The organism is Desulfoconvexum algidum (genome assembly GCF_055382125.1).
The window spans coordinates 2239954-2254219 of the sequence record NZ_AP042394.1 but is presented as its reverse complement, the minus strand read 5'-3'; the positions used below and the strand labels follow the sequence as shown (position 1 = coordinate 2254219).

Sequence of the window (14266 nt, the reverse complement as noted above, 5' to 3'; positions counted from 1 at the left end):
AAACTACCAGAGTTCCCAATGGCCGGTGAAATATACATACAGGGCCAGGGTCAGGTTGGTGGTGGCGTGGGCAATGATGCAGGAGAACAAGTCTTTTCTGATGATCCATAAAATGGAGATTAAAAGTCCGTAGGCAATTGCTGCCGGCCATTCCGGGACAGTGTGGCCCGCAGCAAAAACAATACTGGAGATCACAACGGCAAGGACACTCCACTCCCCCGGCCTGACGGTTGAGATATTGGCGTCATCAAGGGTTTTTAAAAAGGAGCCTTGGATTTTATTTCTTCTGGACCTGTTTCTTCTGATTTGGTCCCATTGCAGGGCAAATCTGAACACATAGCCGCGCATGACCATCTCTTCAAAGACCGGCACAACCAGGGAGGCGGATACAAGTCTCAGATAAAACCCGGAAGTTGACCAGGCCATGGTGTCGGGTTCGGTAAAGGGTGCATAGAGGACACACCACAGCACAAGTCCCAGGAGTCCAAACCCCACTCCAAAAACAAAAGAGCCGGCCAGAGATTTGGGGCCCGTTACCGGCACATACCATCTCCAGGCCCAAAAAAGCAATGCGGGAACCGCAATGAGCCGGAGAACATAGTTGATTTCTATGGGAATCAGGTTTTGAAAAACAGAGGCAATGCCCACATAGGCAAAGTAAGGGGCAAAATAAGGGATCATCAAATCCCGGTTTGACAATGTGGAGAGGTCAGCTTTTTTCAAGGTCATCAAGCGTAATAAACCCTGTACCAGTCAACAAAACTCTGAATCCCTTGTTTAATGGATGTGGATGGTTTGAAACCTATGTCTGCTGTAAGATCACTCACATCGGCATAGGTGGCAGCAACATCTCCGGGCTGCATGGGCAGATAATCTATAACTGCTTTTTTCCCAAGGGCATCTTCAATGGCATGGACAAACTTCATGAGCGCTATGGGCTGATTATTCCCGATATTATATAATTTATAGGGCACACAGCTTGAAGAAGGATTAGGCGCGTCCGAAGACCATTTGGGGTCTGCCTCGGGGATATTTTTCATTACCCGGATTACCCCTTCCACAATATCGTCGATATAGGTAAAGTCCCGCTGCATATTCCCGTTGTTAAACACCTTGATGGGTTTGTCATTTAAAATAGCATTGGTAAAGAGAAACAATGCCATATCCGGCCTGCCCCAGGGGCCGTAAACCGTAAAGAATCGAAGGCCGGTTGTGGGCAGATTATACAGATAGCTATAGGTATGGGCCATGAGCTCATTGGCCTTTTTGGAAGCAGCATAGAGGCTGACCGGGTGATCCACGTTGTGACGCACGGAAAACGGCATCAGGGTGTTAAGCCCGTAAACCGAACTGCTGGAAGCATAAACAAAATGCTTAACCTTTGAATGACGGCAGCCTTCCAGAATATTGCCAAATCCCACAAGATTTGAATCCACATAGGAAGCGGGATTTTCGATACTGTAGCGCACCCCGGCCTGGGCAGCCAGATTCACCACACAATCAAAGGAATTGGCTTTAAACAGCGCTTCAATCTTACCCCTGTCTGCCAAATCAAGCTGCTGGAAATCAAACCCGGGATATTCTATAATTGGTGCCAACCGGGCTTTCTTCAAATTGACATCATAGTAATCATTTAAATTATCTAAGCCGCATACAGTGTGCCCTTCTTTGAGGAGACGTAAACTAAGATTGGCCCCGATAAAACCGGCAGCGCCCGTTACAAGAACATTCATAAACAGATCCTTTATAAAATCACTTAATCCAATGGGATATCATTTTCTGACAATTTCCTACCACGAACCTGATGGCAAAACAAGAACAAAACTGCTGTTTTATAGTTGTTTTCGCGTCAGGTCAAACCTGGCAGCCGTTGCAAGAAAGGCGTCAATCAACTGGGGATCGAAATGTTTATTTTGTTCGCTCACCATAATCTTGACGGCAGTTTCATGGGAATACGCCTCTTTATAAATGCGCTTTGAGGTCAATGCGTCATAGACATCCGCCACGGCAACAATTCTGGCGGACAACGGGATTTTATTGTTTATAAGGGCCGTGGGATAACCGGTTCCATCCCATTTTTCGTGGTGAAAATAGGCTATTTCCCGGCCAAGGGTCAGGAAAGATTCCCCTTTTATTTTTGACTCCACTGCTTTGAGGGCGTCCCCGCCATATTGGGAATGGCGTTTGATAATATTAAACTCCATGGTGTCAAGCCGTCCGGGTTTTAAGAGAATAGCGTCGGGGATACCGACTTTCCCGATATCATGGAGAATGGAGGATAAATGGATGTCCTCCACATATTCAGGGGTTAAATAATCTATAAAATCAGGAAAGTTGGCCAGTTCCTCGGTCAGCATTTTCACATATTCCTGAATTCTTTCAAGGTGTGAGCCGGTATCATGATCCCGGTACTCGGTCAGCTTGGCAAGGCCCATTATTGTGGCGGCCCGGGTGTTTTTCAATTGGGCGAATGAGGTTACAAGGGTATTTTCCAATTGTTTTCTAAATGAAATATCTCTTAAAACAAGTTGATATCCAATGGTCTCTCCAGCCTTTTGCAATCCCCTTGCACTGCATTCCATGTGATGGGTTCTGGTCTCATTGTCCAGCAGTCTTAATTGGAAATCCCTGATCTCGGTCTGGTTGAACAGTTTTTCCAGCATTTGATCCTGCACATGGTAAAGGTCATCAGGATGCACAAATTCCAAAAAAGAGGGATGCTTTCCATGGGCTGTATTCTCGCCGATTAATTTGTAAAAATTGGGGTTTGCAATGAGAATATTGCCATTTGAATCCATAACGACCAGGCTGTCAAGAATATTGTCATAAAGTTCTTTATACCTGAGTTCAGAATCTTCGTGCTTTTGGATGCGGTGTTTCACTTCTTTTTCAAGGTTGGCTGCATAATAATCAAGATCTTTTCGCAATTTGAATTCCAGGCGCCTGGATTTGTAGTCTTCATGGCTTTTCACAACACAGACGATGAAAAAGAAAAGAAAGAAAAAGTTATTATTAAAAAATACCAATCGGCCAGTAGAATTTGCCTGACTGAACACGAGTACCGGGATTAGATAGATCAGATACATTATAATTCCGGCAACAAGGGATTGATAAAGATTTAAGGGGAGGATTGAGGTAAATGCGACCAGAATGCAGATCATGCCCACATAATAAAAAGAAGTGTATCCCCCGGTTTGAAGGACCATCAATGAAATGGCTGCCCCGCAACTGATCAGTCCGATCAGGGAAATGGCAAAAAGATGATTTTTGCTGATGGGCTTTGATTGGACAAAAAGCAGGATCAGCAGGGTAATGGAAACAAGAATTCTATAGGTGAAAAAACTTTCAAAATAGTCCTGGGCAACAAAATAATCCAGAACAAGAAACAGGGGAAACAGAATAAAACCGACCCAAAAAAGCAGGTGCAACCGTTTGCGGAAAAATGTTGTTAATTCATTTTCAAAGTTTAAATGCGTGTTTGCCAGTGTGCCAGGTTTCTTCATGGAATACCAGAAAAACTATTCTTTTACGGCAATGGCAAACAATTGTATGCCTGCATCTTGTTCAGCCAGTATTTCAACTTGTTTTCCAAACAGACTCTTTTCAAAAAGTTCGGTCAATTGTGCTGCCTCTCTGTAAATAAGACGCCATTCCAGCAGGTGATCCATAAAAATTTTATCTGGATTGGGCCTGAAATTTCCGATCATCAAAACACCGCCAGGGTTCAAATATTCATGGCAGCGGTTTGCCAGCATCAAAAAAAGGTCATCGTCAAGATAGTCAAAGAGTCCCCCGGAATATATGATATCCTGATTGTCAATGTGTTGACTCGAGGTTCCCAAGGCCCATTTAATAAGGTTGTCTTTCAAAAAACTAATTTTTGCATTGTGTTCAAATGTCTTGGACATCTTGTCTGTATATTGAAGGGCCTGGGGATCAATATCAAGGCAAAGGGCATGAACTTTGTGATTGTCGGAAAATCCTCGTATAAAATCAAAAAGCTCCCTGCTGGGTCCACAGGCAAGGTTCATGATGTTTACCTGTTCTCTTCCCTTAAGCACCTGGGCGCTGAGGGTATCCAGTTGTTGAGCCAAAAATTTCCTTCGACCCCTGACAGCGTTGCAAGGCGGTCGGTTCAACAGCCAGCTGTCCACCAGCTTTCCAATTTTCCCATCTCCGGACGGTTGATTTTGATACATCATTTCAATCATTTCAAAATCCCCGGCATACCCGTTGGGTTTAAAATAAGCTCTTTCGGTAAGACTGCTTCGCATAAAATAGGGGAATGTTTCCTTGAAAAGATATCCCCAGACTTCATCTTTATAATCAGAATTTTCAAGTGTTTTGTTGAACACTTCAAGGTCACCAAAAAATGCATCCATGGCACTGGTAAAGTTTGATTCAATTTCCGGGGGGATGTCATTGGAGGCATCCTGCTGCAGCTGAAGGGAAATATCGAATAATTTTGCTTTCAGTTCTTCCACAATCTTGTTGCAATGTCTTCCTTCTTGAATTTTGAAAAAATTCAAAGGCAATTCCCGTGAGGCAACAAAATTATGGGCACCGGTGGAAAGGGAGGCCGCATAGGCTTTCAAAGGTTCTGTTTCTTCCAGGACCCTTCGAAATTTTTTGCAGATGGAGCGGGTAATGAAGGTGATGAATCTTCCATAAAGCTCAGGATCCTCTGTTTGCATTTTTGCGACAAGGTCCTGGGGGAACATTTTTACCTGTGTGGCTTCAATGGCACTGATATCTCTAATACGGGAGACACCATCAAAAAAACCTATTTCTCCAAAAAAATCATTGGGCCCCAGTACAGCAACGATTACCTTTGTTCCATCCAGGGTGTAAAATATATCCATGGCCCCGGAATCGATATAATAAAGAGACCTTGAATATTCTTTCCGAAGTTTCAGCTCCTCTCCCTTTTTTAAGTTCAGGTTCGTTGAATAGGGCATAATCTCTTTAATAATCATTTGTTCCTTTGATGCGAGAACCGGGTCCATACGATTTTTCTCCTATTTGAGGTCGAGAATTATGACGGCCATGGAAAAAGGTGGGGGAATGAAATTATTTCAATAGTAACCGGTGTTCATGCCAGGTCAGGATATACCGGAGAACTGCTCCATCGGCTGATTCTCTCCCAGCCGTACCGGTCTTCCCAGCCCCTTCGTCTGTCCTTGACAGTTAGCCGATCTTCGGCCCCAGGATATCCAGGGCCCATATCAAGGATACGGCGATCCACCGGGGATCTGCGGTCAGCCAGGGTTCGTTTTACATAGACATTTTCTATGGGGGTTTTTTCTATGGGGGTTATGGGTTCTTTTTTGTTTTGCATTTGTTCTTTCATAATACATTGTCCTTGCCTGATACCGGTTATGGGTTAATTTTTTCAGGGCAGTCGAATTGGGTACAAGTATCTTACGAATTTCAAATCAAATGAGATGTAAATATCTTGATTATATAAAAAACACAGAAAATGTCAAAATATTTCTCCTTATTTTGACCTTATTACTGCCGGGGAAACTTCAATTTATCCAGAATGAGCCCCCAAAAGCGTTCCTGGCCTGAACGAAAGACCCACCCCAAATGGGTGGTGCAATCACGGCAGATACCAATGCGCCAGTCATACCCCGCAAACCAGGAAAATTCAGAAAATGAAGGGGGAACAGCAGCGCATCCTACGGCAGCGGAGAAACAGCCGATTTCAAATACCTGGCCCGAAGGATTTGCAAAGGTATGGCAAAAAGCGCCGTCCATTTGTATCTGACAGGCGGGCTCGGTAATATGTCCATGGCAATTTCGGCAGACAATAACAGGGTCTTCACGGCAGGCGGTCTGGCTGATCGCACTGGATTGGACCTGGGACGCCTGTTTGGCGATAAGATACACAGGAAAAACCCTTTATCTTTCCTGATCAAGAAAATACAAGGTTGCTCCCACCGGGGCAAAGGACAAAAACAGGATATTCAACCAGGGAATGAGAAACAAAAGTCCAAACCCCAGATGAAATAATAAATTTTTCTTTAAAAAACCGATCCGGTCCCCAAAGGATATCATCCGCCGGGCCGGGACCAGATCGGTATTATCCCAGGCCAAAAACAAACCGGCGGCAAGGGAAGACAACACAAGGATAAAAGGACCCAGGGGGGTAAAAAGACCGACCAGCATTATAACAAGGGTAATCAGCACGGGCAGGATGGCCCTGGGTATTTCCTGGCGAATCAGATAGAAGAAAACCGCCCCCCAGGATCCCTGACCAGATGAGACTTCTTCGCCCAAAACAATCCTTTCCGTGATGCGAGACATATAATCCATGATAAACACCCCAAAAAACAATTGGGCAACTAAATAGGATATCACCATGGCAATGCCGGCAAGGAAGACAGACAAAAGCCAGGCAGCCAGGTTCCACACATAAATCAGCCAGCCGCCCTCGGGGGCTTTCCAAATCATGGCCAGAATTTCATCATGCCAGTAAAGGATCAACCCGGATAAAAACAGGGTTAAAAAAAAGACCACAAAAAATCGAAGTAACCCGAGCATTAATAAAGAAGGGGTTTTGATTGCCAGGGAAACGCCTTTAATATTGTAGCTGATACCAGAAAAAAAACCCATTTATTTTATCCTTCTCCATTGAAGTTTTCTGTGAAACACTTACGTTTGTTCTAAAAAGGTTACTATAAAAAATGCTGTTTTTCAACTGATTCAAATAATTCAACGAATGCGACCGATTCGAATATGGGGGGGGAGGGAGTGGCACCATGACAATATATTATGTGGATGGAAAATTTGTTCCATCGAACAAGGCGGTTATACCGGTGGATGATCTTTCCATTCTACGCGGATACGGGGTCTGTGATATTATGCGGACCTATAACGGCAGCCCCTATTTTCTGGATGAACATATTCTGCGCCTTGAAAATTCGGCCCAAAAAGTCGGATTGTCCCTGCCCTGGAACCGGGCAGAGATCAAAGAAATCGTTCTTCAAACCCTGATTCGCAACCCCGGTATGGATGAAGCCAATATCAGAATTGTATTAACCGGTGGTTCCAGTTCTGATTTTTTTACCCCCCAGGAAAATCCCAGACTCATCGTCATGGTCACCCCCATACCCCCATTACCCGACGACTGGTATTCAAAGGGAATAAAAGCCATTACCCTTCACCAGGAAAGGGATGTGCCGGAAGCCAAGGTGACATCTTATATCCAGGCGGCCCTGGCCTTGAAAGCGGCCAAAGAACAAAATGCAGTGGAGGTGATCTATGTCAACCGGAAAAATGAGGCCCTGGAAGGCACCACGAGCAATTTGTTTGCTTTTTTCAAAGACAGGCTGGTTACTGCGGACCAGGGCGTTTTAAAAGGGATCACCCGAAAACTTATTTTAGCACTGGGACATCAATTGTTTGCAGTAGAGGAAAGGCCCCTTAAACTGGAAGAATTGTTCCGGGCTGATGAGGTGTTTGTCACGGGCACCAACAAGGGAGTGGTTCCGGTCATTCAAATCGATGACCAGATCATCGGCCAGGGGAAGCCCGGGAAAAATACAGGCCGCATGATCCAGGCCCTGGAGCAGCATTCCCATGATTTTAGGAAAACCATCCATGATATAAAAATACAAGAAAAATAGATCTTGTTAAATCCCCGGACAAACGCTGGGCATGGAAACATCGGGGATGCATTGAATCACATAGGTGGTCTTGTTGGAAAACTCTTTATAGGCGACAGGACCCAGCTGTTGGATCACATCATCCCCCAGGTCAAACAAATTTTTGTAAAAATCAAAAAACGGCATGTATCGCCTTGCCCCTATCCAATCTGAATTTTTTTCTCCCGATCCAATCTTGCGTAAGACAGCGGTGTCCTTTGTCACCATGAGATTCTCAAGCAGCGTTAAAAATGTCTGGGTGATATGGATTTGATCTTTGATGCCGCAGCTCTCAAGCCTGGATGCCGTATCAACTGCTTTTCCAATGGCGGTGACAATTTTTCTCTTACGACTCCCCAGGGGGCCTATCAATGCGGCCCCCTGCTCCATACCCGCCCTGAACTGAAGGTCAATCCCCTTATTTTTTATCAGGGCGGCCACCCTTCGCTCCCTGTCCAGTGGATGACGCCCCTGTTTTAATAGCCGAATCCCATTGAAAAAAGAGGCCAGCATACAGGTCATCAGCATAATCCGTTCCCCTGCCCCCGGGTGACACCTTAGCTTTGGATCATCAAAAATAGAAACATTCTGAAAAAAGACAGCATCCCCCATAAAATTATCCACACGGCAGACAAACCGGCCGGCGGTCTTTGCTGCTATTTCATGGCATAGATTTAAAACCAGGAAAAAATCCCTGGGCGGCAAGTTTTCTCTGATGGTGGCAGACCCCACCATATCAATGAAGGCATATACTCCGTCTGGAATGCTCAGGGGGACCATGTTCAATTGTTCTGATGTTACCCCACCTGCCGCCCTGAGATATTTTTTCTGTTCATCCAGTTGCCCTTCCTTTTCCTTCAGGTGATCAAAGGTTTTTCTAAGCTCTCTTTCCTTTCGCCAGATAACCTGGACCGCCAGCTTTCCCTTTACAAATCCCAGGTAAGCCAGAGAAGCCGATTCAATTGCCGAGATCAGTATGTTCAATCTTTGTCTGAGATCTGCTTCTCTGGAAAAACAATTGTTTTTTTTGGATATGAGCTCCGGTTCAAGCGTATTAAAAACAATGGCACCGTAATCGGGAATATAGGCCGCCATAAAATTTTGGGATTTAAACTGTCTTACAATATCGGTGTTGACCTTAATGTTTGAAAGAAAATTAAAAAAAAGACCGTCATAGGAGACAACCGGAAAATGGAAAAAACCTGGCTCATGATAAGGATCAAGACCAGAATCCTGCCCGGCACAATTTTTATTGTCCATCCTATTGCCGATCAGGTTTTCAATCATCAGGATTTTGATTCCCTTTTTATAGAAATCCTGATGATGTCGAAGGACATAGGAAATAACGCCTTGGGTTTCAATCTTCTCCCCAAAGGGATTGGTTTGATATAAAAGAACCGGAGAGATTTTTTTCAGGGTGACAAAGGTCTTGCCAAATATTTTCAAGAAAATACCCTCCACTCCCCTGCCCTGGAACTTGTGCATTACGCCCCTGTCCCATTTTTCAGGGGGTAAAAAAGGCAAGCCAGTAGCGTCTGTGCCAAAGATCAGGCCCGCTTGTCTTGCTTCCATCAATTTCAATGAAAATGCAAGCAACTGCCCCAGAACATTCTTTTTTTGAAAAATCTTGTCTTTAAAGTTTTGGAGGTTCGAAAAATTCTGATTCATCCTTTGACCCCTTCATCGGCCCGATTTCAGGCCCGATTTTAGAAAAGGGTGTTAAAAAATAATTCCATGTTGCGCCACTGGGGTTTGAGGGGGAGTTTGATTTATAAAAAAGATTTTGGAATAAGGATATTTCCTTTTGTCGAAAGGAGATAAGTGATCCGATAAAAAACACATGATAGACCCGGTATATGTTTTCCGAAACAATTTTGAGCAGTTGCGCCTTGTTTTTTTCGATTCGGCCGATCCAGTCCCCCAGGGTTTTGATGTAGTGAACCCTGAAATTCTCTGCCGTTAACAGTTCAAACCCGGATCCTGCTGCCAGGTCGATCAATTCCTGTTGGAGCATCAACTCCCCCCCCGGAAACATAAAGGTATCCAAAAATGAATTTTTATATCCTCGTTTGCGTCTGGTATTGGTGGTGATGGTATGCTGGAGGAAAAGCCCCTCCTCTTGAAGACAATTAAAAACCGCTTTATAGAAACGCTTCATATTAACACGGCCCACATGCTCAGACATTCCCACGCAAGAAATTTTATCAAATTTTTCTTTGCCCAGGTCCCGGTAATTTATAATGTCTATACGAATTTGATCCCCAAGCCCTTCCCTCTCGATCCATTGATCTGCATATTTTTTTTGCTCAGCGCTCAAGGTTATCCCCACCACCTGGACATGGTAATTTTTGGCTGCATAAATTGCAAAATTTCCCCAGCCGCATCCAATATCCAATAGGCGTTCCCCTTCGTTCAACCGCAGTTTTTTGCAAATAATTTCCATTTTTTCATTCTGGGCATCGGACATGGTGACATCCTTGCTGCCATAGTAGCCGCAGGTATAGCCCATGGTCTGCCCTAAAAAGGATCGATAGAATTCGCTGGGAACATCATAGTGGTACTCAATATTTTGTTTTTCTCGGTCCCTGACCTTCACAAAACGCTGTGATAGCTTGGTTAGAAGATGTTTGGGCAGAAAATTCTGGGGCTGATCTGTATTGAGCAGTTTGCTGCAAACCATTTCATACAATTCCCGAATACTGCCGGATACATCAAAATAGCCTCGCACATATGCTTCTCCCAGGGAAAATGCATCCGGCGATATCAATGCATTAAAAAATTTGGGATCTTTAATCATCAGTTTGTGCCGGATATTGCCCGGGACGGTTGCATAGATTTTCCCGTTGGAATCAACGATTTCAAGGGGAATCATCTCTCGTTTGAGGGTTTGGATGAATTTTTTAAGAAAGACCGTTTCTGTCCCGGGAATAAGTTTTGTTACCCTGGCAAGGCTTGATTTCATCATCCCTCCTTTGCAGTGTTGGAAAAATGTGCAAATGATAGCTATGAAATTATTGATTTTCTCTATTATATAAAATCCCCTAAAAAGATAAAGGATTAAATTTAAAAATCATTAACGGCTGCCGATGGCCTTTAGAATCTGTTTGGCCTCTAGAAGGGCCTTGGAAATATTGTTTCTTTTGTCTCCCAATTGAATCTGGATGGTTTCCTTTTTGACATATTTATAGGACACCAGTTTCTTTAATCTGCTGTCTATTGATTCCAAAGACATCTTCAGGTGGACAGGAGAAAAAGTCAGAGTCAGGGAAGTGGGGGTGATATCCAGGCGTTTTACCCCGGCCTTGACGGCAAATATCCTCAGCATTATTTTCAAGAGCATATTTTCCGCTTCCCTGGGCAGTTTGCCGTATCGATCCAGCAATTCTTTTTTCATATCTGAAATATCTGAAATCTGTGTGAGTCGGGACAATCGCCGGTACAGGGTCAGCCGCTGTTCAACCGATTCGATATACTGGTCTGGAAATCCCGAGGACATACTGGCGTTAATTTCAGGATCAAGGGGGTCTATGCTGTCTTCTCCTTTGAGATCATGGACGGCCTGGTCCAGCAGCTTTAAAAACATATCATACCCCACGGCGGCAATATGTCCGGACTGGGATGCCCCAAGGGCAGTTCCTGCCCCCCGGATCTGCAGGTCCTTCATGGCAATCTGAAATCCTGACCCCAGGTCCTTATATTCCATTAAGGCAGACAGCCGTTTCTGGGCATCCTTTGAAAGCTTTGCTTCATCTGAAATAAACAGATGGGCATAGGCTTGATTGTCTCCCCGGCCAATCCTTCCCCTGAGCTGATAAATCTGGGCAAGACCGAACCGTTCCGCACGATTGATGATCATGGTATTGGCGGAGGGGATATCAAGGCCGGATTCCACGATGGTGGTACAGACCAGCACATTGATCTCTAAATTGACAAACTGGAACATTACCTTTTCCAGCTCGCTTTCAGACAAACGGCCATGGGCAACCCCCACCTTTGCATGGGGAACAAGGGTTTGAATATCATCGGCAATTTTAAAAATACTTTTGATATTGTTATGGATAAAAAAAGTCTGACCCTTCCTGGCCAACTCTTTTTCCACGGCGTCCTTAATAATCGTATCTTCATATTTTGAAATATAAGAAATAATGGGCTGCCGATCGGCAGGCGGGGTGGTGATCACAGAGATATCCCGCATGCCGGTCAAAGACAGGTGCAATGTTCTGGGGATGGGGGTGGCTGTCAAGGCCAGCACATCCACTGTACTTCTCTTTTTTTTCAAAATTTCCTTGTGTTTAACACCAAACCGCTGCTCTTCATCTAAAACCAGCAACCCCAGGGACTTAAATCCCACATCCTTTTGCAGCAGCCGATGGGTACCAATGACAATATCCACAAGGCCTGCCTCCATCCGTTTTAGAATCTGCAGCTGCTCTTTGCGGCTGCGAAAGCGGGACAGGCATTCAATGTGGACAGGATAATTTGCAAACCTTTCTTTAAATGTCAGCAGATGCTGCTCAGCTAAAATGGTGGTAGGAACCACAATTGCCACCTGCTTTCCGTCATTTACCGCCTTAAAAGCCGCCCGGATGGCAACTTCTGTCTTCCCGTATCCCACATCCCCGCAGACAAGCCGGTCCATGGGCGTCTTGGATTCCATATCCAGGTGGACATCATCAATGGCCTTGAGCTGGTCTCTTGTCTCTTCATAGGGAAAAGAGGCTTCAAAATCATTGTAATAATTGTCCGGCAGGCTAAAGGCAAACCCATTGTTTACCTTGCGTCTTGCATACAAATCCAGGAGATCCCCTGCCATTTTTTCCACTTCCGCCTTGGCCTTGGCCTTTGAATTTAGCCAGGCCTTGGAGCCGATCTTATCAAGAACCGGGTTGTAGCCGTCCACCCCGATGTATTTACCAATCATTTCGATTCGATCCACGGGCAGATACAATTTATCATCATCCAGGTATTCAATGAGAATAAAATCCTGGGAAATCCCGGCAATATTCAGGTTGCACAGTCCTTCATACCGGCCCACCCCGTGTTCCATGTGAACAACGATATCACCATTTTTCAATTCTTCGGGGGTAATAAATTCTGTCTTTAAATCGCGGTGCCGGTTTTTTTGCCGGCGGATTCTTTTTTTACCGAAAATCTCGTTTTCCGTTACAAGGGCCAGATTCTCCCCCGGCAGTACAAACCCTGTGGACAGACCACCAACGCTGTAATAGACCCCGGAAGTAAGCCCTTTTAACCTGGAAAAGGACTCACAAAGGGCTGGCGCAATCCCATAGGGAGCCAGAAGAGAACTTAAGCGTTTGGCCTGGGCATCCTGGCTGACAATGCAAAGGACAACCCTTCGCTGGCTTAACTGCTCCTCAAACCAGTTTATTAAAGGTTTCAAGGGGTTTTCTTCAGCAACACCATGGCGGGTCAGCTTGGCAGACAATTCTTGATTGTCCTGGTAGTCAAAGGGAAGAATGTAAGCGCTCTCTCGATCGGCTTCAAGGAGAACCTGCTTAAAGGCAATCTGCCTGTGTGAATCTATGGCATTGCTGACCTGGTCCCAGTTCAGATAGATGGAATCAGGCTTAACACAGAGTCTGTTTTCTTCTGTCACGGTTTTAAAATTGTGAAGGGCTTTATTTTCAAACTCCATGGCTCGGTTGGCCAAAGTTTCAGGAGAATCCATCAGGAAAACAGCAGCGTCGGGAAGATAATCAAACAGGGAATCAAGGCGGTCATACACAATGGACAGCATGCTTTCAATCCCGGGAAAGCGGCCGAACTCCCGGGTTTCGTTCACATATTCCCGGGTATGATTGGCAGAAATACCGGCCAGGGTGCCGGCATGTCGCAGCCGGGCCAGGATATGGGGCAATTGCTCTTTGGAAATAATGGCTTCGGTGGCAGGCAGTATTATGGTTTCGCTTAATTCCTTGATCCCCCTCTGGGTAAAGGGGGAGAACGTTCGGATGGATTCAACCAGGTCCCCAAAAAATTCGATGCGAATGGGTTTTTTTTCACCCGGGGAAAACAGGTCCAGGATTCCCCCTCTTAAGGCGTATTCACCGGGGTCTTCCACAAGGGAAACCCTTGAATATCCGCCGGCCTCTAACTTTAAAACCAATTGATCCCTGTCAATCTCCTCATTGGCAAGGACCAGTTCTAAAAACCCATTGATGCTTTCTTTTGGGATGAGCTGCTGCAACAGGGTATCAATGTAGGTGACCAATACATAGCGTTTTGACCCGGATTCAAGAATTCTCGACAGGGCCGACAGTCGCTGGCTGGAAGTTTCCCTGTGATAGGCCAGAGATTTAAAGGGAAGGATATTGTATCCGGGGAAATAGAGAATTTTCTCTCGTTCTCCGGGCATGAAAAAATGCAAATCCTCGATAAAACTTAAGGCGTGTTTTTGATCCGGAAGGATCACCACAAGTGGTGCTTGTTGTGAATGGAACAACCGGGCCGTCAGATACGCTTTATGGGAGCCTCCCCCCAAAGGGATAATGCTGCGGTTGCTCTTGTGTATATCCTGGAGCAGTGGATCTGTCATTTTTACAGGGTGGTTATTAATCATGGCCCTGGTTTAATAGAAGTTTCCAAAAGAATCAAGT

The 14266-nt window shown here is 45.1% G+C and carries 11 protein-coding genes; 1 reads left to right on the top strand and 10 read right to left on the bottom strand.

Annotated elements, in window-relative coordinates; genetic code table 11:
- Positions 1 to 3: 3 nt before the first annotated feature.
- From ACZ45G_RS10265 to ACZ45G_RS10235, 7 genes are all read right to left on the bottom strand, one after another.
- Positions 4 to 729, bottom strand: coding sequence for a CPBP family glutamic-type intramembrane protease (locus tag ACZ45G_RS10265; protein ID WP_464177702.1), 726 nt, complete (start codon positions 727 to 729; stop codon positions 4 to 6).
- Positions 729 to 1733: an NAD-dependent epimerase gene (locus tag ACZ45G_RS10260; RefSeq protein WP_464177700.1), complete on the bottom strand. Its 1005-nt coding sequence runs from the start codon at positions 1731 to 1733 to the stop codon at positions 729 to 731. The genes ACZ45G_RS10265 and ACZ45G_RS10260 overlap by 1 nt, the downstream gene beginning before the upstream one ends.
- A 99-nt stretch (positions 1734 to 1832) precedes the next feature.
- Positions 1833 to 3503 (bottom strand): HD domain-containing phosphohydrolase, encoded by a 1671-nt coding sequence (locus ACZ45G_RS10255; RefSeq protein WP_464177698.1) that lies wholly within the window; start codon positions 3501 to 3503, stop codon positions 1833 to 1835.
- 15 nt (positions 3504 to 3518) lie between these two features.
- The gene (locus tag ACZ45G_RS10250; RefSeq protein ID WP_464177696.1) at positions 3519 to 5006 is read right to left on the bottom strand and encodes a cyclic nucleotide-binding domain-containing protein; all 1488 of its coding nucleotides are present in this window, start codon (positions 5004 to 5006) and stop codon (positions 3519 to 3521) included.
- Between the two features lie 86 nt (positions 5007 to 5092).
- The gene (locus ACZ45G_RS10245; protein ID WP_464177694.1) at positions 5093 to 5350 is read right to left on the bottom strand and encodes a hypothetical protein; all 258 of its coding nucleotides are present in this window, start codon (positions 5348 to 5350) and stop codon (positions 5093 to 5095) included.
- A gap of 161 nt (positions 5351 to 5511) precedes the next feature.
- Positions 5512 to 5892 (bottom strand): cereblon family protein, encoded by a 381-nt coding sequence (locus ACZ45G_RS10240; protein ID WP_464177692.1) that lies wholly within the window; start codon positions 5890 to 5892, stop codon positions 5512 to 5514.
- 12 nt (positions 5893 to 5904) lie between these two features.
- Positions 5905 to 6618, bottom strand: coding sequence for an EI24 domain-containing protein (locus tag ACZ45G_RS10235; protein ID WP_464177690.1), 714 nt, complete (start codon positions 6616 to 6618; stop codon positions 5905 to 5907).
- A gap of 146 nt (positions 6619 to 6764) precedes the next feature.
- Between ACZ45G_RS10235 and ACZ45G_RS10230 the strand changes: the two genes are divergently transcribed.
- Positions 6765 to 7631: an aminotransferase class IV gene (locus ACZ45G_RS10230; RefSeq protein WP_464177688.1), complete on the top strand. Its 867-nt coding sequence runs from the start codon at positions 6765 to 6767 to the stop codon at positions 7629 to 7631.
- A 6-nt stretch (positions 7632 to 7637) separates the two neighbouring features.
- On the opposite strand, the gene ACZ45G_RS10225 is transcribed toward ACZ45G_RS10230, so the two are convergent.
- From ACZ45G_RS10225 to mfd, 3 genes are all read right to left on the bottom strand, one after another.
- Entirely contained in the window at positions 7638 to 9317 is a 1680-nt protein-coding gene (locus ACZ45G_RS10225) for an adenylate/guanylate cyclase domain-containing protein (RefSeq protein WP_464177686.1), read from the bottom strand.
- The gene (locus ACZ45G_RS10220) at positions 9283 to 10614 is read right to left on the bottom strand and encodes a class I SAM-dependent methyltransferase (RefSeq protein ID WP_464177684.1); all 1332 of its coding nucleotides are present in this window, start codon (positions 10612 to 10614) and stop codon (positions 9283 to 9285) included. The genes ACZ45G_RS10225 and ACZ45G_RS10220 overlap by 35 nt, the downstream gene beginning before the upstream one ends.
- A gap of 108 nt (positions 10615 to 10722) precedes the next feature.
- A complete protein-coding gene (mfd, locus tag ACZ45G_RS10215) occupies positions 10723 to 14229 on the bottom strand; it encodes a transcription-repair coupling factor (RefSeq protein ID WP_464177682.1) in 3507 nt (1168 codons plus the stop codon).
- Positions 14230 to 14266 lie beyond the last annotated feature (37 nt).

Excerpts from the sequence above, each read along its gene's own strand:
- ACZ45G_RS10265 (WP_464177702.1), bottom strand. The coding sequence starts at position 729 with ATGACCTTGAAAAAAGCTGACCTCTCCACATTGTCAAACCGGGATTTG.
- ACZ45G_RS10260 (WP_464177700.1), bottom strand. The coding sequence starts at position 1,733 with ATGAATGTTCTTGTAACGGGCGCTGCCGGTTTTATCGGGGCCAATCTT.
- ACZ45G_RS10255 (WP_464177698.1), bottom strand. The coding sequence starts at position 3,503 with ATGAAGAAACCTGGCACACTGGCAAACACGCATTTAAACTTTGAAAAT.
- ACZ45G_RS10250 (WP_464177696.1), bottom strand. The coding sequence starts at position 5,006 with ATGGACCCGGTTCTCGCATCAAAGGAACAAATGATTATTAAAGAGATT.
- ACZ45G_RS10245 (WP_464177694.1), bottom strand. The coding sequence starts at position 5,350 with ATGAAAGAACAAATGCAAAACAAAAAAGAACCCATAACCCCCATAGAA.
- ACZ45G_RS10235 (WP_464177690.1), bottom strand. The coding sequence starts at position 6,618 with ATGGGTTTTTTTTCTGGTATCAGCTACAATATTAAAGGCGTTTCCCTG.
- ACZ45G_RS10230 (WP_464177688.1), top strand. The coding sequence starts at position 6,765 with ATGACAATATATTATGTGGATGGAAAATTTGTTCCATCGAACAAGGCG.
- ACZ45G_RS10225 (WP_464177686.1), bottom strand. The coding sequence starts at position 9,317 with ATGAATCAGAATTTTTCGAACCTCCAAAACTTTAAAGACAAGATTTTT.
- ACZ45G_RS10220 (WP_464177684.1), bottom strand. The coding sequence starts at position 10,614 with ATGATGAAATCAAGCCTTGCCAGGGTAACAAAACTTATTCCCGGGACA.
- mfd (WP_464177682.1), bottom strand. The coding sequence starts at position 14,229 with ATGATTAATAACCACCCTGTAAAAATGACAGATCCACTGCTCCAGGAT.